This window comes from Phormidium sp. CCY1219 (assembly GCF_035615515.1).
Lineage (GTDB): Bacteria > Cyanobacteriota > Cyanobacteriia > Cyanobacteriales > Laspinemataceae > CCY1219.
The window spans coordinates 1-22,234 of record NZ_JAJENT010000401.1; the positions used below are offsets into that span (position 1 = coordinate 1).

The window sequence follows — 22,234 nt, forward strand, 5'->3', positions numbered from 1 at the left end:
CACCGCGCGATTCATTGGTTATTGGTGATTTGTTGTTGGAGGAAAAAGCTTTGGTAGGGTGCGTTACCCCCGCCCACAGATTATGCAATTTGACCCGGAATTAACGACGGGGGTAACGCACCTTTGTCATTGGTCATTGGTCATTTGTTGTTAGGAGGAAAAGCTACGGGGGTAACGCAGCGATTTTGGTAGAAAGGGAAGCGACAATTACGGTTTGTTGCGCCATAAAAGCCAGAGAAAATAGGGGGTACCGATCGCGGCGGTGACTAATCCGGAGGGAATTTCTTTCGGGGCTAATGCCACTCGTCCCACAGTATCGGCGATCGCCACGAATAGCGCGCCTAACACAGCAGCTAAGGGAAGTAACTTGCGGTGGTTTGTGCCCACAAGGAGGCGGGCGGCGTGGGGTGCAATTAGGCCGACGAAACTGATGGTACCGACGGCGGATACTGCAGCTGCAGCGAGGGCGACGGAGATAGTGAGCAGGAAGGCGCGGGCTTTTTGCAGGGGAATGCCCAAGGTTTGGGGGAAATCATCGCCTAATGCCATAATATCGAGCCAGCGGGAGATAATCCAGGCGATAGGCAGCAAAATCAGCGGCCAAGCGATTAATCGCCATAAATCGCTCCATTCCCGGGCGTAGGTGCTGCCGGCGAGCCACACCAGTGCCCGTGCCACGCGCAGTTTGGCCATCACCACCAGCAGGTTGATGCCGGAGGTGCAAAAGGCAGATACGGCAATGCCCACCAGTGCGAGACGTGCGGGAGAGAGTCCTCCTTGCCAAGACAGGAGGCAGACGGCAGCAAAGGCGGCAAAGGCACCGAGAAAGGCAGCGATCGCGATTGCTTCTACGGGGGCATGGGGCAGCAACACCAGCACGGCGATCGCCCCGAGTCCTGCCCCGGAGGTAATTCCCAGGATTTCCGGACCGGCGATCGCATTTCTCACCACACCTTGTAGCAGTAACCCACTGACGGAGAGAGATGCCCCGGCAAACAGGGCGACCAACAAGCGAGGCAGGCGCAGGTTAAAAATTGCCTGTCGGGAGAGGGCGGTGCCGTTGCCGAACAATGTGCTAGTTATTGTGAGAAAATCGAAGGAAATTCCGCCCAATGCCAATCCGAGCAGGAGGACGAGCGCCAAGGCGGCGATCGCGCTGCCCAGTAACAGAGTATAGTGGCGGGGATTTACCCGGCGATCGCGCCGTGCGAGGGCATTTCCCGCCTTCGCGCCTTCCAGCTTCCCGGTTTTGCGAACCAGCCAAATCAGAAACGGCGCGCCGACAATCGGGATGACGGTGCCCACGGGAACTTCGCTTAAGTTGGTTTTCACCTGCTGGGCGAAAATATCCGCTCCCACCAGCACCACTGCGCCCCAAATTGCTGCCCCGGGGAGCAATAGCCCGTGGGAACGGCATCTCAGTAGTCTCACTAAGTGTGGCGCAACTAAGCCGAGAAAGCCGATCGGTCCGACAACGCTCACGGCAACGGCAGCGAGAAATACCCCGATCGCGGTACAAGCTAACCGAGTGAGTTGCACGCGCTGACCGAGCGATCGGGCCACGTCTTCGCCGAGGAGCAGTACGTCCAGGGGTTTGGCCATCAGCAAGGCGATGAGGGCTGCAATAGCCACTCTGGGGGCAGCATAGGCGCTTCCGCTCCAGTCGGTTTGTAGCAACGACCCGGCACCCCAGAAGAATAAACCGCTGGTTTGATTTTCGTAGAAAATTTGCAACACTGCTGTAAACGAAGCGAGAGCGAGGGAAACGGCAACGCCGGAAAGTGCGAGCCGGATGGGGGAGACTTTCACCCCAGCGGCGATCGCATATACTAAGCCCGCCGCGAACAATCCGCCTGCCAGTGCCACCAATATCGGCGATCGGGCGAACCACTCCGGCGCGAAAATTCCCGTAGCTGCGACGGCAAAGTAAGCCCCCGCATTGATGCCCAAGGTGGAGGGAGAGGCGAGGGGATTGCGGGTGACGGTTTGCAACAACACCCCTGCCATGCCCCATGCGGCACCGGCGATCGTGGCGATCGCGGTTCTCGGCAACCGCATAAACCGCACGATGGTATGGGATGTGCTACCATCCGGGGCGACAATCGCCGCGATCGCCGTCTCGAAATCGATATCGGCTTCTCCTTGAGTGAGATGAACCATGAGTAACATTAACAACAGCAACAATCCCCCGCCAAAACACAAGGCGATCGCGCTGTTTTGCCACTTCATCGGTGATAATTTACAACCAATCCTATTTTCCATCACTCCATTAATTTTACGGTAGGGTGAGCAGTTTTCACCTTAAACAATTAATTCCCTATTGCCGCAGATATTGCCGATTTGGACAATAAACCCTCCACCACTTTATCCACAAATACCTGCGCCGAAAGAGGACCGCCAAATATCCAAGTATCGCCGCCAATGGGATAAACGCGACGGGTTTGCACGAAGGCCAAATTTTGCCAAATTGGATTGTCTTTTAATTGCTGCAAATAGGGGTTACTGTCGTCGGAAATATAGAAAAAATGAGACGCTTCAATTTTCGGCAGGGATTCGAGCCAAACGGTATTAAACCCGAAAGGGTCGGGTTGTCCTTGCCACACATTATTTAAGCCAATTTGCTCTAAAATTTGCACCGCCAGAGCGTTATCGTTAAATAAGCGAATTTGGGGAGCGCCGGGAACGAATTGCCCGAGGGAAAATGCCCGATCGCCAATTGTTGAATTACTTAACTGGGTTTCGGCTTTGGCAAAGCGCGATCGCATGTCTTGCAGCACTCGTTCCCCTTTTTCCCTAGCGTTAACCAGTTCGGCAATTTTGAGAAAGGTTTGTTCCATTTCATCAAATTGGCTCAGGTTTTTTTCTGGGGCGGGATAAGGGTCGAATAATACCGTCGGCGCAATGGCAGATAGGCTATTGTAAATGAGTTCATGTCGCAAATTGACGCCGATAATTAAATCGGGTTGCAGTTGAGCGATCGCTTCTAGACTCGGTTCTTGGCGGGTGCCCACATCTACCACGGTTTCGGCGATTTGGGGTTCGATTTGCACGAATTCGTTATAACCGGCGATATCAGCAACGCCCACGGGTTGAATATCTAATGCTAATAAATCTTCCACATAGACCCATTCTAGAGCCACCACGCGGGTGGGGTTTTCCGGGAGAGTTGCGGTGGGAGTGACGTTGGTTTGAGAACTCGGGGGATTGGTACAGGCAATGGCGACAACAACGAGAGAAAAGTAAAGCAAAAATCGGATAATTTTGCCAATTTTTTTTGTGATTTGCATGGTTATTTTTTGCAAGGCAATCGCGGTTAGGGTTGGCTGGAAATGGGGGCGTTGCTGCCCAATTCCGCAGGCAAGCAAGTGGGCAAGCCGGTGATGGGATGGGGAATCACGGTCATTTGCACGCCAAAGACTTTTAAAATATTTTCTGGGGTCATTACTTCGGTGGCGGAACCCTGGGCGATCGCTTCTCCGGATCGAAACAAAATGGCGCAATCGCTATAGGCGATCGCTTGATTCAAATCGTGCAAAACCCAACCCACGGTAATCCCATAGTCGCGATTTAGATTTCGCACCAAAGACAGCACATCGAGCTGATGTCGAATATCTAAAAATGTGGTAGGTTCGTCTAATAGTAAAACCTGGGTTTGTTGCGCCAGCGCCAAGGCGATCCACGCGCGCTGTCTTTCGCCTCCGGAAAGGGTATCTAGCCAGCGATCGCGCAAGGGTTCGAGTCCCGTTATTTCCAATGCCCATTCCATCGCCGCTTTATCTTTTGGAGAAAATCCCTGCAGCAGCGATCGATGGGGATAGCGCCCATATCCGATTAATTCCCACACCGTAATTCCGCTGGGAATATCCGGCGACTGTGGCAACATGGCTAACTGACGGGCGAGAGTTTTTGCGGGCAATTTGGCAATATTGTGCCCATTGAGATAAACCGCGCCAGTTTTCGGTTGTAATAACCGCGCTAACGTGCGTAATACGGTACTTTTTCCCGAACCATTCGGTCCGATCAGCGCCGTGACTTTGCCCGTTTCCAACGCAATGGATAAATCGGAAACGATGGCGCGATCGCCATAGGCAATTTTCAGATTGTGGGCTTCAATCGCACCCAAGATGATTTCTCCTCACACTAATTGAGCAGGAAGCAGAAAATAGAAACCCCGGATTTTGACTCGTTACCAGCTTATGCTGATAACGCTCATCGAGAGCTACCGCCTCCTGCTCATTTCATACCATAAAACGGAGGTAAAAGTTAACTCAAGGGGACAGTTTCCTCCGCAACTTCATGTAAGGCATTGGTCACTTGCCCAAACGCCGAAGCATGAGGGCGATCGCCATCATCTGCATAGCCGTAAGTAATCAAGCGATTGCGATTCAGGCAGAGTTTGGTAAATTTGGGAGCGAGCAAATCAAATAACGCGAATCGCTCCTGCAATTCTGGGAAGCGGCTTTGATAGGTTAAAATCGCTTCCCGGACTTGTTGCCAAAACTGCCGTTCTGGATAGCCGCAATAGGTTTCCAGAATGTCCGACAAATAGCGATGGTGGCAAATAAATAATCCGGCAAAAATAAACTGGCAAAGTCCTTCCGGCGGTTCGGTGAGTAACACGGCGCGCAACTCCGGTGAAATCGTATCGAGTTCCGGCAACGGATGACGACTAATATTCACATCATCCACAAAATCTTTCATTGCTAGGCGGTGCGGAATGTGGTTTTTTAGCACCAAAATTGTATTCTCGCCGTGGGGAGAAAAAACCACGCCGTAGCGATAGAGGTAATGCAGCAATGGCGGCAAAATTGTATTAAACAGGCGATTAAGCCATGCTTGCGGGGTTAAACCGGACTTTTCTATCAGTTGGAAAACAAAGGGTTTGCCATCGCCCGCGACGTGAACTAATGCTGCTAGGGTGATGGGTTTTTCATCGGTTTGGCAATAGGAAAGTACGCTTTCACGCCATAAAACACCGAGCATTTCTTTGTATTGATAGGGGGCACCGGCTAGTTGGTTGTAGTAACAGCGATCGTAGTTAATGCTGGCGACTTCTCCGGGTAAAATGAGGCGGCATTCTTGGGAGATAAAGGTATCGCGATCGCAGATGGATTTCACCCATTCGGTAACTTTGGGCGCGATGGCAGTGCGTTCTCCCGGCAATCCGCGATACACCAACGTATTAAGGATGCTCAGGGGTAATTTAACGTGATGTTTCTGCGGGTTGCTGATATTGACGAAGGTGCGAATTGACTGTTGCGGCAAATAGCGATCGCCGCTTTCTCCCAGATAAATAATTCCCCCGGTGGCGATTTCTTCGGCATATAAAGGAATCGCAATATTCTTCCACTGCCACTCATGCACGGGCATGAAAAAGTAATCCTGCGGATTGCGATTTTGCGCGGTTAATGCCGCTTCAAATTGCGCCAGGGTTTCTCCGCCCAGTTCTTCTTGAATTAACGTGGCATAGTCCAAACTTTGCACGGCATTAAATTGCGCCCGGTCTTTCAAAACCGCAATCCAAGACAGTCGCACGGGTTGTTTGCTTTCTGGTGCATGAGCGAGATAATCATCGTAGCCAAATCCGATGCGACCTTTGTTAAAGGTAATCCAAGGATGCCCCTCCATTTCTCCCTCTAACTGGGCGTAATCTAACGCCAGTAAATCGACAGTTTCAGTGGATTTTTTGGCATCGATATGAGCATCTGCCAGTAATGTATTGCTCAATTCTTTAATCAAATGACCGGCGGTTTGTGCGGTCATGCCTACTGCTGTATGACAGTCGAGAACGAATTGAAACGGATTCACTGCAGCTTGCCACTCACTCCCGTTCCACCGCTGGATGGAGTCGGGAAACACGCGATAGCTATCGAATAAGCGCTGTTTTGCCTGGAAAGTATAGGCAATGCCTTCCGGAAGGGAGAGTTTGTAAAGCGCTTGGCGATCGCCAGTTTGTTCCACGAGTTCTGGTTGGATAATCTCTTCATACATGAACTCGGAAAGCATTTTTGCCAGTAATTTGGCACTGACATTTTGCCAGCGCTGAAGTTGCAAGGCGTCAGCGAGAATTTGCAAATTTTTCATCGGTTTTGCTCCACTATTACTGCGGTTGCTGTTGTCATTTTTGCCGACATTATCCAATACTTTTCGAGACGAAAAACACCGGATTACGGAAAATTGTCAGCCGCGCAAAGGCGAAATTAAGGGCACAAATTGCGGCGGCAAATAACAAGGGGGCGGCCAAACTGTAGGTATTAACCAGCCAGGATGCCAGCAAAGGCGCACTGAGATGACCTAGGTTAGCAAATGACATGATGAGACTGTAGTTAAAATGCAGGCGATCGCCACTGCTGCGGCTAAATAATTTCAGCTCCAAACTCGCTTGACTCACGGCCAACCAAAAGCCATAAACGACCCGCGCCAAAATCAAAATGCCTAGAGAATTCGTCCATCCTTGACCAAATAGGGTCAGCACCAGCAAGCCAATTCCCAGTAAATACATAAAGCTCAGGCGTTCGGTTTGGCAGAATTTGCGAATGTACGGTAAGGCGGCGATCGCCATTGCATTGGGAATCATAAACAGGTAGCTGCTGGCCAACAAACTGGCCTCAAACTGACTGGATTTAGTGACATACGCCGTAAAAAATGGCCGCACCAAATTATTGGCCAGTTGAAAGGTCAGCACTACCAAACCAATGGTGAAGATAAATCCCCAGGGATTGGCCTCTGGGGCAACGGTTGTTTCTGCATTCACCTCCCGCCGGGTTGAGATATGTTTGAGGGCAAACAAACAGAGGCCAAATTGCACGACATCCACCGCCGCAATGCCATAAAACAGCACTAATGGATTGTCTAAATTCACCATCCAAGCCCCGGCGATCGTACTGGTAATAATGGCGCCGTGAAAGACCGCTTGGTAAGTGCCAGCAATGGTGGCTTGTCGTTCTTTTCCCGCGATTTGCACGATTAACGGATAAACCAACAGGTAAGAACTTTTAAACAGCAGCAAGAGCATCGTATAAGCGATAAACTGCGTCACAGTGCTACTGGTTGCCATTAGTGCCGTGGCGATCGCCGTGCCAATTTGACCGATATAAAGGATATTTTTGACCTCAAACCATCGGCAAAGAAAGCCCCACAGCGGCGCACAAAGCACCACGGTTAACCGACAAATAAACAGGTAATACCCGGTGTAGGAAAAATCTTCTATCCCAAAGACTTTGCTGAAAAATTGGGGATAAAATGGCGAAAGTAGTACCTCAGTAAAAACGGCGAGAAACACGCATAAAAACAGGGTAGCCGAGACCAGGGATTTTTGCGGTTTCATCAAGCAACCCCAAACTGTTGAAACACATTGCGCCGATCCACCGGATAGAGGGTTTTTCCGAGCAATTGGTTGACAATCACCGAGTTGCGATAAGCCCCCAATCCTAAATCTGGAGCACCGACGCCGTGGGTGTGCAATTCGCCATTTTGCACGAAGATTTGATTGGGGATTTCTTGAGTTAATTGCAGTCGGTAATCCAGGTTAACCCCATAGCGATTTTTCTCGTCCCACGCAATCAAATCGCGAATTGGATGAATGCAGGTGGGAATGGCATTATGGTATCCGGTGGCGAGAATAATGCAGTCGGTTTCATGGGTAAAGCGACTGTCTTGTTGTTGATGTTTGTATCCGAGAATATAGGTTTCGCCTTCCGGGGTGGGTAGGGTTTCCACTTCCTTCACTTCCACCAGGGAAAGCAAGCGCACGTCGGGGAAATTGTCGCCCACGGAACGTTCGTAAAGCAAATCGTAAATATCGGCGATCGCGCTAAAACTAATCCCTTTGTAAAGCAACCCTTGTTGAGATAAAATTTTATCTCGTTTTGGCGGCGATAACTGATGGAAATAGTGAATGTAATCCGGCGAAAAATGCTCTAACCCCAGCTTAGAATATTCCATTGGAAAAAAGCCGGCAGAACGAGTATGCCATTCCAGATGATATCCATACTGAGGCTGTTCTTGCAACAGTTCGTAAAACACTTCCGCCGCACTTTGTCCCGCGCCGATGACGGTGATGGATTTCGACTGGCGAGCGCGATCGCGCTTGTGCAGAAACTCCGCCGAATGAAACACCTTTTCCCCCCGCATGTTTTTAAAGCAGGGCGGCACTTGGGGAACGCTACCGACGCCTAAAGCTAAATGTCGGGCGTTATAGGTGAAAATTTCGTCAGTTTGCACCGATCGCACCTGCACCCGGTAGTAGCTTTCTGACCGGGAATTTTCCCAGATAATGCTTTCCACTCGTTGTCCAAATTGGCAGCTTTTTAATTGCTGCGCCACCCACTGGCAATAGTGATTGTATTCCCGCCGGGGAATCTGAAAATGCTCGTAAAAATAGAAGTGATACAGACGAGAGCGATCGCGCAGATAGTTGAGAAAGCTAAATTGACTCGTCGGATCTGCCATTGTCACCAAATCCGCCAAAAATGGTACTTGAATCGTGCTGTTTTCAATTAATAATCCCGGGTGCCATTGGAACTCGGTTTTTTGTTCGATAAACAGCGCTTTTATATCGGTGGGTTCCAGCAGCGCTGCCAATCCTAAATTAAACGGTCCAATTCCTACGCCAATGATATCGTAAATCGTTTCAGACATTATCCCCACTGCTCCATAAAAGATTGGCGATCGCAAAACATCAGTGCTGCTTTTTTATCGGGTAACTGGATTTCCCGTTGAAACTCAAACCCGCAGCGTTCAAAAACGTGAATCATTTTTTGATTGCGAATATCTGGCTCGCTGACAATTTTTTCCGTGCCGCTTTCTTGCAACTGAAACGCCGTCATTGCCTTTAACAAGGGCAAAGCATACCCTTTCCCCAAAAACGCGGGTTCGCCAATTAGTAAATGAATTCCTTGGTCTTGGGGATGCGGCGCATAACAGCGGGCAATGATATCATCTTTTGCCCAATAGGATTCCCAGTAACTCATCGGCACATCATCCAGATAGCCGATGTAAAGAGTTTGATGGGTATCTGCTAGGGCTTTTTCTAGATGCGATCGCATGTTTTCTAGGTCTAGCGCCAAATTCCAAAATGGAATCACATGCGGTTGATTCATCCAGCTCTGAATTCGCCCTAAATCCTCCTCTAACTGCACCTCGCGAAAGGCAATTTTCTTGTTAATTTGATGGTCGAATTGCCGATAAGCATAATTCGCTTGAGATTGTAACTGCGTTGGCATTTTCCCCTCAATATTCTATCGCTTTTTTACTCGTTACCAGCATCACCTGGTAACGAACATTCCGTGGCTGTGCTACCCACTGCAAAACTCAACCAAACCTCCCTTAAATTAACTGTTTCGATTCCGGCAAAGGATTATCCAACCACACATAAACCGACTGAGTTGCCAAAGAACCCACCAACTCATCCATATCGTGAAATCGAGTCAGTAAATTGGCCTTGCACCGCAATTTTGGTTGCTGTAATTTATCCAAAATTTGCGACCCATTCGGCGGCGTGTTTTTCGCTTTTTCCAAGCTTTGCCGCACTTCACCTAGCAGCAAAGATTCATCGATTAATCCCCCCACACCAAAAGCATTAATCAACCCAAACAGATTATTTTGGAAAAAGTAATAGCCCAATCGCTCGTCAGAAACCGCATCATCACAGATGGTTTTGCTTTTTGTGCCGATTCCCGGCAAAATACCCTCTAAATGCTGATGCAAAGACTGGCGGAAATAATATCCCTGATTGTCGCGATAGAAGAAGCGCTGCGGATAGCCCTCATTTAACTCCACCACGCTATTTTGCTGATGCGCCTCTACGGCAATTCCATGCGTAAAATACAGCCAGAGAATCGGTTCGAGCGAGATTTCTAAATAGCGGCGGAACCAATCCAAACTCACCTCAGTGGTAGAACGGTTTTCCCGTTTCGCCAAGGTGCGAATCAAATGCGCCAACCGCGAACCATCCCCGTAAATCGAATCCTGACAGAGGGAAACGATACAGGTAGCATCACTATCGGGATTGGCTTGAAAGGGATTTTGTCGCAGAATCGTAGCAAATTCCGGCACTGGTTCGCCGTTAAATTGTACCGCCAGAAAAGCCGGATCGCGAATGATATCAAATTCGGGAAATTTTTCGCGCAATTCTTGGCCAATTTGTCCCTCTAAAATTCGATACACTTCCACACTGCGCTCTAATTCTTTATAGAGATTCATTCGCAGGGAGTTAGTAATTTTAACGTTCAGGGACAATTTGAACATAAACGCCGCATCGGGATGATAAACCGTGCGAATGGAAGAGGTGGGTAAAAATGCCCGTCCCTGTTGCCCTAAATCTTGCAACCCTCCAGCGCTGAAAAGTTGTTTTGCGACGGGTTGACGGCGCAGAAAATTAGCTTGCCAGGGATGCAGGGGCAGCAGAGAATATTCATCCGCTTGACAGTATTTTTCTTTAAATTCTGGGCTGACTTCTGGATCGGCAAGTAGTTCTGCTTTAATCAGTTCGGTTGCCGTTTTTTCTAATGCAGAACCTTCCAACACCGCGTCACGATGCAGGCGAAAATAATGCAGGGGAAATTTCCCTTTTAATTCCGGGGAATATGTGGGTAAATCTTCCTCGGCAAATCCTTGGCGACTTTTGGGGGTGGGGTGCAAGTGATGCCCGAAAACTAACGCTTGTTCGGTTTCGCCAAAGGTGCTGTGAAATCCACCCAGTAATTCGGCATCGCGGCGTCTGGCTTTGATAAATTGTTCGATATGGCGACAACTTTGTACCACGCGCAGCAGCAGTTCGTCCATTCCGGCGCTGGTGTGATTGGCGATCGCCAGTTCTTTGCTCAGTAATGCGACTAAGGTCACGTAATCGAGTTCTAACAGTTCCGTTTTTCCGGCGGGTTGGTAGTACGCAGGAAAGTCAAACATATGCCGCCCCGTGGGGGAAAAATAGCGAACGCCGAGAACAATCTGCACCCCTTGATGAACTAACGGGCAGCGAAGGATTTTTTCTGCCTTAATTTGGCTTTCTAGTGCTGGAAATTCCTCAGTATTGCCAATAATTCCGCTATTCGTTTCTCGTAAGTAACAATTGATAAAACTTTGAATTGTAGCGCGTTCGGCAATCTGCTTGTCGGTAAGATTAAGTTGCGAATTGCCGGGCTTGATAGCGGGTTGCTGTATCATTTTGCGTTGGCTTTAGGTAATTTTGGCTTCGTGTATAGTTCGGTAGAAATATTCAGCGTCCTACCGAACCTGAATTAACGGTCTAATTCGGCGCCGAGTTGCTGAATTTTATGCAACAAATACTCGATATCGGAGCGTTGGGTGCGGGGATTGAGTAAGGTAAATTTCAGATAGGTTTCCCCTGCAATCCGCGTCTGCGCTAATACCGCTTCTCCGCGTTGCAGTAAGGTGGTTCTGATTTGCCCGTTGATGGCATTCGATCGCTGAGTGTTTTGCGGAAGATAGCGAAACACCACCGCATTCAAACTGGGATAATTGGCTAATTCTAACCGGGCAGTGTGGGCGATCGCCTGCGCGGTTTCTGTCGCCCGTTCCAAGGTAATATCTATCATCTCGCCAAAGGCTTTTCGCCCCACAGCTTGCAAAGATATCCACAGTTTTAAGGCATCAAATCGGCGGGTAGTTTGCACGGATTTGGTGACTAAATCCGGGATTCCCTCGGCTTCGTTGGTTTCCGGATTCAGATAATCGGCGTGCAATTTCATTAACTCAAAATTACCTTGGTCTTTGAGCAAAAATGCACCGCAACTAATCGGCTGATAAAATAACTTGTGGAAGTCTACGGCAATGGAATCGGCGGTTTCGATGCCGGCGAGTTTGTGGCAGTGCCGATCGCTCATCACCAATGCCCCGCCATAGGCTGCATCTACATGAAACCACAATCCATGCAATCGCGCAATTTCTCCTAACAAACCCAACGGGTCGATACTGCCAAAATCCGTGGTGCCTACCGTCCCCACCAGGGCAATGGGTAACAAATTTTGCTGCTTCAGTTTCCGGATTTTCTCCTCTAGCGCGGTTGGAGAGATGCAGTAATTTGTATCGCTTTGTACCGGAACTACCGCTCGTTCTCCTAACCCTAAATGAGCGCAAGCTTGGCGAATGGTAAAATGGGCAGCATCGGAACAGAGAATGCGAAAGTGAGCGGATTCTGGGGGCAATCCTTGCTGCTGAATCGACCAATTAAGGTGCTGTTTGGCATAGCGATCGCGGGCGAGTAACATGCCCATAAAATTCGATTGGGTGCCGCCACTGGTAAATATACCATCCCCGGCGGCATCGTAGCCAAATTCTCCGCACAACCAGCCAATGAGCTGCTGTTCTACCAAAGTAGCGGCAGGACTTTGATCCCAGGAATCCATCGATTGATTGGTTGCGGTAATCAGCACCTCTGCTGCCAATGCCGGAATCAAGGGGGGACAGTGCAAATGTGCGATACAGCGCGGATGGGAGACGATCGCGGAATGGGCTATAGTGCTTTCTCCGATGTTCTGGAGAATTTCGGGCAAAAATTGGCCGGAATCGCCCCAAATCTCCGTTTTTCCTAACTCTGCCGCCAATTGCCACGGACTGGCTCCGCTATAGGGCTGTGCGCGATTGGCGAACGCGGCGATCGCCACCTCGGTTGCTGCCGCGATCGCCTCGCGATAGGCGGTTTGACTCTCCTCACTTGCCGCGAGAAAGTATCCCTCGAAGGACTTCGCCTCGGGGGCACTCGCGGGTTTGGCATTCGTCTCTAACATCCGCTTACCTCAGCCAATTGTACCGACATTTGTGGCGCTGATGCGCGCACTGCAGCATGGAAAATTTCCCCAATGCGATCGATTTGCTCGGCGGTGACGATTAATGGCGGTAAAAACCGGACAACACAGCCATTGCGCCCGCCGAGTTCGAGAATCAATCCCCGGCGCATGCACTCGGCCTGAATGCGTCGCGCCAGTTCCGGATATCCCGGATAAGTGCCGCGATCGCTGGCCTCGGCTTCCGGATTCACGATTTCAACGCCTATCATCAACCCGCGCCCCCGCAGGTCGCCCATGCAGGGAAATTCGCTTTGTATCTGCCGCAAATGCCCCATCAAGCGAGCGCCCATGTCTTTTGCGCGATCGGCTAAGCCGAATTCCTGAATGTATCGCAAGGTCGCCAATCCCGCTGCCATTGCCATTTGATTGCCCCGAAACGTGCCCGTGTGAGCGCCGGGAGACCAGGCATCGAGTTCTTGGCGATACAACACCACCGAGAGGGGCAAACTGCCTCCGATCGCCTTCGAGAGCAACACTACATCGGGTATAATTCCTGCATGTTCGAAGGCATACAGTTTCCCGGTCCGACCCCAACCGGTTTGGACTTCATCCACAATCATCGGAATGCCGCGATCTCGCGTGATGCGTCGGATTTCGCGCACCCAGCGATCGGGGGCGGGTATCGCGCCCCCTTCTCCCTGAACCAGTTCTAAAATCATCCCTGCCGGCGGTGTAATGCCGCTTTCCGGGTCGTTTAGCACTTGCTCGATGTAGTGACTGCTGAGGCGATGCCCCATTTCGCCGCCGATGCCAAACGGACAGCGATAGTCATACGGGTAAGGCAGAAAATGTACCCCGGGCATTAAATTGGCAATTTTATCTTTCGGGGCCAGGTTTCCGGTCAAGCTTAACGCCCCATGACTCATTCCGTGATATCCGCCGTGAAATGACAGCATACTGCGCCGCCCAGTGGCGGTTTTCACCAGTTTGACCGCCGCTTCTACTGCATCCGCCCCAGTCGGTCCGCAAAACTGAATCTTTGCATTGCGCGCAAAGGCGGGAGGCAAGCTGGCAAAAAGTTCCTCCACAAATTGATGTTTGATTGGGGTGGTGATATCCAAGGTATGCAAGGGCAAATTTATATCGAGCACCTGGCGCATCGCCGCGATCGCCACCGGGTGATTGTGCCCCAGTGCCAGGGTGCCCGCCCCTGCCAAACAGTCGATATACTCCCGTCCATCGGTATCGGTGACGTAGATGCCCTTGGCTTCCCGAATCGCGATCGGAATGCGGCGCGGATAGCTGCGAGCGTTGGATTCTCGCTGCGCCTGTCGCTCTAAATACTCCTGCGATCGCCCCTCGGGATAACTCGCTTCTTGATTTATATTCTTAACTAATATGCGGTCTGACTCGATGGGGTAAAAGCCCGTTCTGAATTCCTCTACCACGTTTAAATACCTCTCGGTTGCTGTAGTTTTCTCGGGTCTATTAATTGCTATTTTTTCTCAATTAAATTCAAGTGTACTCGTAATCGATCGCCATGTCAATAGGAAAAAAAACTAATTTTGGCAATTTTTGGCAAATGGGCGATCGCGCTTGTGCGAAAAGCAATGGCGTCGGTGCATGACCCCCCACGAAGCTGGTGCAATTCTTCCACCGATTAGCTTCCGAGGGTCACGCCCCCTATGTGTTTCCCCATGCGGAAAGCAAAGCCTCCTCACAGTCAGTAGCGCACATAATTTCTGTCGTTACTTACCAGTCGAAAGAATAACCGAAACGAATGGTTCGTCCTCTGCCGGCAGCATATGCCGTATCCGAGGATTGCAGTTGAGAAACCACGGGAAAATATTCCGTATCCAGTAAATTTTCCACCCCTAAAACCAGGGTTCCCGGACCGAGTTTCAGCCGACTAATTAAATCCAAGGTAATGTAACTGTCCACATCGCCAAACCCGAATCCGTCCCCGGTGGGATTGCGACTGCCAGAATACAACGCTTGCAAGCGATTTCTCCATCCGGGTAACGTTTCATTTTCCAAATAAGCGGTAATTTTCATCGGCGAAATTCTAAACCCATTTAAAGGCGTTTCGTAATCACCATCATCATTGAGATCCGCGCCCCCTTCAGTCCAAGTCAAACTGCTGCCAAATGCCCACCGTTCGCTCGGTTGCACGTCTAGGGCAAATTCTACCCCATACACTCGTTCCGGCGCGCGCACGATTTCCCAATCTTCAGTAAAACTAGAACCGAGATTGGACGTATTGTAAAATCCGGCTAACGAAGCTTGCAATCCATCAAAATTTCCTCGAATTCCGATTTCGTAGTTATTCACTTTTTGCGCTTCGGGATCCAGTTCTTCCACGCCAAATCCAGCCGAGGCACCGCGCAGCACCCGCCCCACATCGGCAATGGAAAATCCTTGGGAAAAGTTGGCAAACAGGCTGATTTTTTCCGTGGGATAAACCACGCCGCCAATATTAAATAAAGTGGCGTCATAATCTAGATTTCCGCCATCAATCCGGTTGCCGGTTAATGTGGTGTAGTCGTCTACATCGATGGTAATTCGCTCGTGGCGCACCCCTCCACGCAAGATAAAGCGCTCGGTGACATTCATTTCTAACTGAGCGAATAGGCCCAGGTTGTTTTGTCGCTGTAGGGGAGACCAGGTGCGATCGCCAATTTTGCGATAAACTAACCCATTGCTATTTTCAAAGGTTTCTGGGTCGAAAATTGCCACGGGTTGATTGGTGTTTTCCCGGACATAATCCACCCCCCACAACACATTGGCAAAGTTGTCTTGAAGTAAGGGAGTTTCCACCTCCACTCGTCCGCCGTATTTTTCCGATTCGATCCGGGACTGAAAAATGGTATTGCCTAAGCTACTAAATTCCCGGGCGTCGAAGGGAAAGAAGCGGGTAAAATAATCTCGGTAGTAAATTTGCCCGTGGAAACTGCTGCCTAAAATGTTGTCGTGGGTGTAGTCGAGACTGAGGTTTAAATTATCGGTTTGTTGGGTTTCGTCTAACTCCAGTCCCCCCAGTGCCCGGGCTTTTTGTCGTCCGGGAATGTCGTTAACAATTGGATGGGTGGTGTAGTCCGTGTCTTGGTCATCGTGGAAGTAATTAAAGCTCAGTTGCAGGCGTTGGCTGTCGGTAAAATCAACGCCGACTTTGCTTAACACATTCAGGGTGTTTGTATTGCCAATTCCTCCTTGTCCGTTGGGGTCGGGAGGAATGCGATCGCCTTCGGCATCGAACCAACTGCCGGTGTTGGTATATGAACCGCTCAGGGTCACGTCAAATTTACCCTCGCTGGCGGAAAAAGATTGCTGGAAATTTTGCCCGAAGGTATCGGAAAAATTGGTGGGAAAAGCATTGAATTCCACCCGGGTTTGCGATCGCACCCCTTCGTCGGGGCCACTTTTGGTAATAATGTTGATAACGCCCCCGGTGGCTCCATCGCCGTAAATGGCAGTGGGTCCGCGCAGCACTTCCACCCGCTCGATCGCCGAGGGATCGATAGTTCTCAAATCCCGTGCTGCATTCCGGTTGGTAGACTGCGGCACCCCATCGATTAACACGCTGATGTTGCGCCCCCGCAAGCTTTGCCCGAAGTTACTCGCACTTTGGGTGCCCACGGATAACCCGGGCACTTGTTGCGCCAGAATCGTGCCCAAATCTCGAGTGAGTCGGGTTTGTTCTTCCAGTTGTTCTTCTTCCACGATGCTAATCGATCGCGGAATATCCGTGAGTCGTTCCGCCGTGCGGGTGGCGGTGACGATAATCTCGATAATATCGGCATTCGCCGGCACGGCATCGGGATCCGTGGGTGCCTCGGTGTCTGGTGGGGTCGGTGGGGTGCGCGTCGGCGGCACTTCTGCGCTTTCCGAGGCGCTGGTAATGGTGAAAATCAGTTGCCCATCTCTGGCGATCGCTTCGGTGGTGGGCACCGCTGTATTCCCCACAATTGTCACGCGAATGCTATTCCCATCCAGGGATGTTACCGTCACGGCACTCACTCCCTCGGCAGGATTTTCGGCACGAAACGAGTCCCCCGAGGGCAATTGCAGTTGCGTATTGATAATGTCGGCAACAAAGGTATCGCCATAGCTGGAGGTAAACACTTGCGGCGTGGCGCGATCTCTGGTTTCTAAAATCACTTCCACTCCCTCGACAGTGGGATTGACTCGCACCCCCGTCACCTGGATTATCTGCGCTCGCACTGGCGTTGCTACCAATGCGGCTACCGCACTACCCATCAAAACGCTCTGAAATAGTCGGTTGTCTCTCACGGTCTCTCCTCTACCCCAATCTCTAAACGGCGATCGCTACTGGTATATCTCCTCGCACCGTACTGGCTCCATCGGCTAAACATTGCCAGCACAAAGTAGAGCCACAATGGCTCGCGTCTCCCCGTTTGAGGGGAAACAAGAGGATCCAGCGATCCGGTCTCAATTTTGACCAACGTCATCATACCCTTATTGAAAGAAATATGCAATAAGTTGAGAAAATTTTTTTGGCGCGAGTTCCCTTATTGCCCCAAATTTCCAGAATAAAAAGCCGCAAAACATTTGCTATCACTAGCTTGCAGCCGTTTTGTATTTTCGGAAACTTTCTGGGAATATTGCCCTCTCCGCCCTTTTTCTCCCTGGGGGATAGAAAGGGCTGCAAGCCTTGCATTACATGAATTACAAGGGTTTTGAGCTTTTGTTGGGCATGACCCAGCCTACATGAAAATTGTAAAAAATTTTTTGCAATAAACTCGGAAAATCGGTTTTGCCCGAATTTCTCGCTTGGCTATTATCGGCGATCGCCGTGCATTTTGCTCAAAAAAAATCTCCCAAGACACCAACATTGCGAAATTCAGGCCGCTTTGGTGTTTTGGGAGTGGAGGGTGGTGGGGTGGCCCACCCGAGTTTCGGTAAAAGGGTTACAGCTTGGTGCGATCGGTTAAAATTTCATAGCCGTCCGTTGTCACCAGCACGGTATGCTCGTATTGCGCCGACAGGGAATTATCCACCGTCACCGCCGTCCACTTGTCCGATAAAATCTTCGTGTGTTTCGATCCTTGGTTGACAATTGGCTCGATCGCTAACGTCATCCCCGGGCGCAGCTTCACGTTGGGCATTTCCCGGGTGCGGAAATTGAACACCGAGGGTTCTTCATGCAGGTTGCGACCCACCCCATGACCGGTGAAATCTTCCACCACGCTAAACCCATTGGCTTTCACACAATCTTCGATCGCCCCAGCAATATCCAGCAGGTAATTCCCCGCTTTCACTTGTTCGATTCCTTTATAAAGCGCATCTTCTGCCGCTTGCATTAACTTCGCCGCTTCTGGGGAAACTTCGTCAATCGCAATCGTGATGCAAGAATCGCCGTGAAATCCTTGGAAATACGCCCCGGTATCCACTTTCAGCACATCTCCCTGGCACAGCACCGTCTTTTTATTCGGAATGCCATGCACCACTTCGTTATTGACGCTGGCGCAAATCGAAGCGGGAAATCCGTGATACCCTTTAAAGCTGGGAGTAGCTCCCATTTCCCGGATGCGCTTCTCCGCATGAGCGTCTAAATCGGCGGTGGTCATGCCCGGTTCTACCATTTCCGAGATTTCTTTCAATACCGTGGCTACAATGCGCGATGCCTGACGCATGATTTCAATTTCGCGCTTGGACTTGAGCTCGATGCCCCGACGCTGCTGTTTTTTGGCCCGAGGTTGTGGAGTCGATTGGGGAAGTAAATTGGAAAGAATGTTCATGTACTCGATAAATAACTATGATATTGACCGTAAATAGGATTCAGGGATCCGCGCAGAACAGGCCGTCAGCTGCAGTGCTTCTGCTGCAAGTTCTTTAATTAACTTAACAGATTTTTCTCAATTCCCCACTGCACGAATGAAACCACGAACCGATAATTTTTCCAGTCGTCTTTAGCGCAGTTTCGCGATTGGGCGGGGACTTTGAGTCGCCGGCGATTATCTCATTTGAAACAGGCGATTATCTGTGGTATTCTTGATGGGCGATCGCCCCAAATCGCGATCGCCCATCGGTCTGCTGTTGGGTAGAAGCGAGTTGGGTGTTCCCTCTGCTGTCCGGCGATCGGCACTTCTACCCATTCCGTCTCATTGACACCCTAAGCGTTTTTCGATCCCGATGCGATGGTGATGGTGCCAATCATGCCGGCTTCGGCATGTCCGGGAATGGTACAACGAAGGCTGTAGGTGCCGGGTTTGACGGGTATAAATACCCATTCCGCCTCACCAGTGGGTTTGAGTTCCAATTCGTGGATCGCTCCTTTGACTTCTACATTCGCCGCTTCCACTTTTTGACTCCAGCTTGCATCGGCGAAATCTTTCGCGGTGAAATAGTGTTTTTGCGGACTGGGGTTATCGAGAACCAGTTTGTACCGCTTTCCGGAGACGAATTCCAGAGTGTCGGGGAAAAATTTGAGTTCGTCCGCTTCGTTACCCAAGCTCACTTTTACTTCGGTGACGGGTTGACGGGCGAGATTGCTCGGGGGACGAAAGGCGGTGGCGGCGAGTGCGGTGGGAGATGCCACAAACAAGTCCAGCATCGCGGTGAGGAGAAGTCCCAATCCGCAGGGCAACCCGAGGCGGGCGAATTGATGGCAGCGCGATCGCACAGTTTGAATCAGATTCATAAAGGTTCAACTCCGTGAAAAGGTTCCAAAACGAATTTATCATCTGCCACGGTTGCCATGCCCTGGCGGAAAGGAGGTGGAAAACCTCTCGGATCTGGCCACCAAAAAATCCCCGCTCGCAAGAGCGTTTATTACCACAATTAGCGAATTTTGTCAAGTTTTATGGAAAAAAAGTTGCCGCTCGCGGTTGTCCTAAGTTCCAGAATCCCCCAAAACCCGGATAAATTCTAAAGGCAATCCATCGCTATCGGCGATAAAGGCTACTTCATAAACGAGATCGCCGATAATTTGCTGGGTCGGTTCGAGCAATATCTTCAGGGGTTGCACCTCTGGATTGGACTGAGCCGCTTTGTCCAAACGCTGTTTCAAGTCATTTAACCAACTCGGCAAGTCGGGCGCAAGGAAGCTTAAGTCAAAGGATAGATGGTAATACCCGGTGTAGTGTTCGTCGTGGAAAGCATCCGGGGTGGGTTTCGGTTGGGGAATTTGAATTAACTCGATGCGTCCGTTTAATCCTTCCATCCAACAGGCGAGGGTAATCCCGGCGGTAAACCGTTCGCAGACGGTAAAGCCCAGTTGTTCGTAGAAGGCGATCGCGCGATGAATATTGGCAGTGCGGATTGAAGCGTGATGCATGGAATTAACAGCTTGAGGACAAATCGCGACTCATCTGGCGGCAATCATCACCGATTCAGGGGTCGATTGGGCGCTGACAATGGCCTTTTCCTATTCAAACAACCGGAAATAAGGATATCTAATCGGTACGCCGCGTTCCTTTTCCAATTCAAAATTAATCACCTCCCAGCAAGGCTCCTCTTTCGAGTCGGGGCTAAATTCCACCGGTAAACCGTAGAGTTTGAGCTTCGTGGAGGAGGCGGCGGCGGACTCGGGCTGACCCCGCCAGGGAGTGCTGCGCTCCAAATACGCACCGATCAGGCTTTTATAGCGTTGGGCAATAATGACGCGAGTTGCCCGGTAGCCTTGGGTGTAGAGGCGATCGAGTGCTTCGTGAATTTCAAAGCGGATCCCATCGGGATGGGTATGTTGTCGGTACCACTCGTTATTCCACTGACGCCAATGACGCCCGGACTGCAAATGAATCAGTTCGCGGGTGTTCGGGTTGGCTTCAAATGCACCATGTCGCTGACACAGATAGGTATCCGTGAGCGTCAGAGCCGGTATTGTCTGACGGCAATGGGGACACTGAATCTCGGGGCCGAATATGGGGTATTGCGAAGCTGAATTTATCATGGGCGGTCTCGATGCCAATATCCTTTTCTGCGCCAGTTGTGGTGGTTTTATTATAGCTAGACAGGTTCTACTCTAGCTGATTTTTTTGATTGATTTTTCTGTTCAAGGCAGCAAATCTCGTGAGTGATTTTAATCAACCCATGACAACTTCCACATCTTATTGGTCCGATCCAGACTTGTCCCGGGCGGCTTTCATCGCCCCTAATGCCACGGTTATCGGTGCGGTGGAGGTGGGTGCCGGTGCCAGTATTTGGTACGGTGCGGTGGTGCGCGGCGATGTGGAAAAAATTATCGTCGGGGCAAGTAGCAATATCCAAGATGGAGCCATTCTTCACGGGGATCCCGGCAAGTTGACGGTTTTAGAAGATTTCGTCACCGTGGGGCATCGGGCAGTGGTTCACGGCGCTTACATCGAACGCGGGAGCCTGATTGGCATTAGTGCCGTGGTGATGGATGGGGTGCGCGTGGGCAGCGGTAGCATTATCGGTGCCGGTGCGGTGGTGACTAAAGATGTGCCCCCTAATTCCCTGGTGGTGGGCATTCCCGGGAAGCGGGTGCGCGAGGTCCCCCCAGCGGAAGCCGCTGAATTGGTGGAACACGCGCGCCGCTATCAAAAGTTGGCCTTGGTTCACGCCGGCAAGGGCACGGATCTGGGATTTACCGCCCCTGCTTAAGCCGATCGAAAACTGAGGATTGGGCGCGGTTTATGGTCCTGTGGGGGTCATTTTACAAAAGTTGATGGTCGGGGACTGGATTTTCTGGCCAGTTCGTTGCACAATATAAGGAGAAATATGAAGATAAGTTAAAAATCTGAAGAAGGGGGTATCCAATATGGATCTAGATTTGCGCGTACTGATCGTGTTGCTGCCGATTATCGCCGCCGGAAGCTGGGCGCTTTACAATGTCGGCAAACTGGCGATCGCTCAAATTCAGAGCTTTTTGAATAAGGAAGCCTAGAGCCTAGTTCTATCTCCAAGGCTCTCTTAACCGACTGTTCCCGCTCTCCGGGGACAGTCGGTTTTTTGGTCATTCGTCATTAATCATTGGTCATTTGTTATTTGTTATTCCTCAATTCTTAATTTTCAATGCTCAATTTACCCGACGCTTCGTCTCAGGTAGGCCGTTGGAAACCAGGTCGCACAGCCTATAGCCCTCACGGGGGCACGCTTACGTCAAACGCAGGCTAATGTTCCACTCCTTAGCCACCACCCACTCCCAGACACCCAGTATCTCTTTATGTGCTATATTGATTTCTCTCTTCCAGGCCATGCCACCCTACCATAGCATTTTTCCTTATTTCGTTGTTCTAAAATCCTCTTAGAGATGCTTCCTAACCCCCTCAAAGCCGCAATTTCTCGGGTCTTTGAGGGGAATGAAGGGCACCAACTGTAACATCACTTATCAAAAGATGAAAAAATTTCTTTCTGGCCAACCCCCCGAGGTTTCGCCGCTTCTGAAAAACAACAAAGCCCCCTTCAAGAAAAGAAGGAGGCTTTGCTGAAAAATTAACCGGGCACCGAGCTATTTTCCCAGGAAGTCACCCTCCAAGTATCGTCGCCGCAGTCGCGTTTCA

Annotated in this window: 19 protein-coding genes; 2 read left to right on the plus strand and 17 right to left on the minus strand. The window is 50.5% G+C overall.

The annotated features are described in order from the left end of the window. Positions 1-207 precede the first annotated feature (207 nt). From LKK83_RS08345 to LKK83_RS08425, 17 genes are all read right to left on the minus strand, one after another. Positions 208-2,229, minus strand: a complete 2,022-nt coding sequence (locus LKK83_RS08345; protein WP_324630601.1) for an iron ABC transporter permease — start codon at positions 2,227-2,229, stop codon at positions 208-210. A gap of 80 nt (positions 2,230-2,309) precedes the next feature. Further along, a complete protein-coding gene (locus LKK83_RS08350; protein WP_324630602.1) occupies positions 2,310-3,287 on the minus strand; it encodes an ABC transporter substrate-binding protein in 978 nt (325 codons plus the stop codon). 26 nt (positions 3,288-3,313) lie between these two features. Then, complete coding sequence (locus LKK83_RS08355) at positions 3,314-4,123, minus strand: ABC transporter ATP-binding protein (RefSeq protein ID WP_324630603.1); 810 nt, start codon at positions 4,121-4,123, stop codon at positions 3,314-3,316. 140 nt (positions 4,124-4,263) lie between these two features. Then, on the minus strand, positions 4,264-6,084 hold the full coding sequence (locus LKK83_RS08360) for an IucA/IucC family protein (protein WP_324630604.1): 1,821 nt from the start codon (positions 6,082-6,084) through the stop codon (positions 4,264-4,266). Positions 6,085-6,133: 49 nt separating this feature from the next. Further along, the gene (locus LKK83_RS08365) at positions 6,134-7,327 is read right to left on the minus strand and encodes an MFS transporter (RefSeq protein ID WP_324630605.1); all 1,194 of its coding nucleotides are present in this window, start codon (positions 7,325-7,327) and stop codon (positions 6,134-6,136) included. Beyond that, on the minus strand, positions 7,327-8,640 hold the full coding sequence (locus LKK83_RS08370) for a lysine N(6)-hydroxylase/L-ornithine N(5)-oxygenase family protein (protein ID WP_324630606.1): 1,314 nt from the start codon (positions 8,638-8,640) through the stop codon (positions 7,327-7,329). Before LKK83_RS08370 ends, LKK83_RS08365 begins: the two co-directional genes overlap by 1 nt. Then, on the minus strand, positions 8,640-9,224 hold the full coding sequence (locus LKK83_RS08375) for a GNAT family N-acetyltransferase (protein WP_324630607.1): 585 nt from the start codon (positions 9,222-9,224) through the stop codon (positions 8,640-8,642). Before LKK83_RS08375 ends, LKK83_RS08370 begins: the two co-directional genes overlap by 1 nt. A gap of 103 nt (positions 9,225-9,327) precedes the next feature. Then, positions 9,328-11,166, minus strand: a complete 1,839-nt coding sequence (locus LKK83_RS08380) for an IucA/IucC family protein (protein ID WP_324630608.1) — start codon at positions 11,164-11,166, stop codon at positions 9,328-9,330. Positions 11,167-11,240: 74 nt separating this feature from the next. Next, positions 11,241-12,749 (minus strand): pyridoxal phosphate-dependent decarboxylase family protein, encoded by a 1,509-nt coding sequence (locus LKK83_RS08385; protein ID WP_324630609.1) that lies wholly within the window; start codon positions 12,747-12,749, stop codon positions 11,241-11,243. Continuing rightward, on the minus strand, positions 12,743-14,197 hold the full coding sequence (locus LKK83_RS08390) for an aspartate aminotransferase family protein (RefSeq protein ID WP_324630610.1): 1,455 nt from the start codon (positions 14,195-14,197) through the stop codon (positions 12,743-12,745). The genes LKK83_RS08385 and LKK83_RS08390 overlap by 7 nt, the downstream gene beginning before the upstream one ends. 304 nt (positions 14,198-14,501) lie before the next feature. Next, positions 14,502-17,039: a TonB-dependent siderophore receptor gene (locus LKK83_RS08395; RefSeq protein WP_324630611.1), complete on the minus strand. Its 2,538-nt coding sequence runs from the start codon at positions 17,037-17,039 to the stop codon at positions 14,502-14,504. A 22-nt stretch (positions 17,040-17,061) separates the two neighbouring features. Further along, positions 17,062-17,202, minus strand: coding sequence for a hypothetical protein (locus tag LKK83_RS08400; RefSeq protein WP_324630612.1), 141 nt, complete (start codon positions 17,200-17,202; stop codon positions 17,062-17,064). Between the two features lie 475 nt (positions 17,203-17,677). Next, positions 17,678-18,508: a type I methionyl aminopeptidase gene (map, locus tag LKK83_RS08405; RefSeq protein WP_324630613.1), complete on the minus strand. Its 831-nt coding sequence runs from the start codon at positions 18,506-18,508 to the stop codon at positions 17,678-17,680. A 216-nt stretch (positions 18,509-18,724) separates the two neighbouring features. Continuing rightward, complete coding sequence (locus tag LKK83_RS08410; RefSeq protein ID WP_324630614.1) at positions 18,725-18,865, minus strand: hypothetical protein; 141 nt, start codon at positions 18,863-18,865, stop codon at positions 18,725-18,727. A 17-nt stretch (positions 18,866-18,882) separates the two neighbouring features. Next, positions 18,883-19,410: a plastocyanin/azurin family copper-binding protein gene (locus LKK83_RS08415; protein ID WP_324630615.1), complete on the minus strand. Its 528-nt coding sequence runs from the start codon at positions 19,408-19,410 to the stop codon at positions 18,883-18,885. A 192-nt stretch (positions 19,411-19,602) separates the two neighbouring features. Further along, complete coding sequence (locus LKK83_RS08420) at positions 19,603-20,046, minus strand: VOC family protein (RefSeq protein ID WP_324630616.1); 444 nt, start codon at positions 20,044-20,046, stop codon at positions 19,603-19,605. Between the two features lie 90 nt (positions 20,047-20,136). After that, the gene (locus tag LKK83_RS08425) at positions 20,137-20,661 is read right to left on the minus strand and encodes a TIGR02652 family protein (RefSeq protein WP_324630617.1); all 525 of its coding nucleotides are present in this window, start codon (positions 20,659-20,661) and stop codon (positions 20,137-20,139) included. A 140-nt stretch (positions 20,662-20,801) separates the two neighbouring features. Here LKK83_RS08425 and LKK83_RS08430 point away from each other — a divergent pair, with 140 nt between their 5' ends. Further along, on the plus strand, positions 20,802-21,335 hold the full coding sequence (locus LKK83_RS08430) for a gamma carbonic anhydrase family protein (RefSeq protein WP_324630618.1): 534 nt from the start codon (positions 20,802-20,804) through the stop codon (positions 21,333-21,335). Positions 21,336-21,492: 157 nt separating this feature from the next. Next, entirely contained in the window at positions 21,493-21,618 is a 126-nt protein-coding gene (locus tag LKK83_RS08435; protein ID WP_324630619.1) for a photosystem II protein Y, read from the plus strand. Positions 21,619-22,234: the final 616 nt, after the last annotated feature.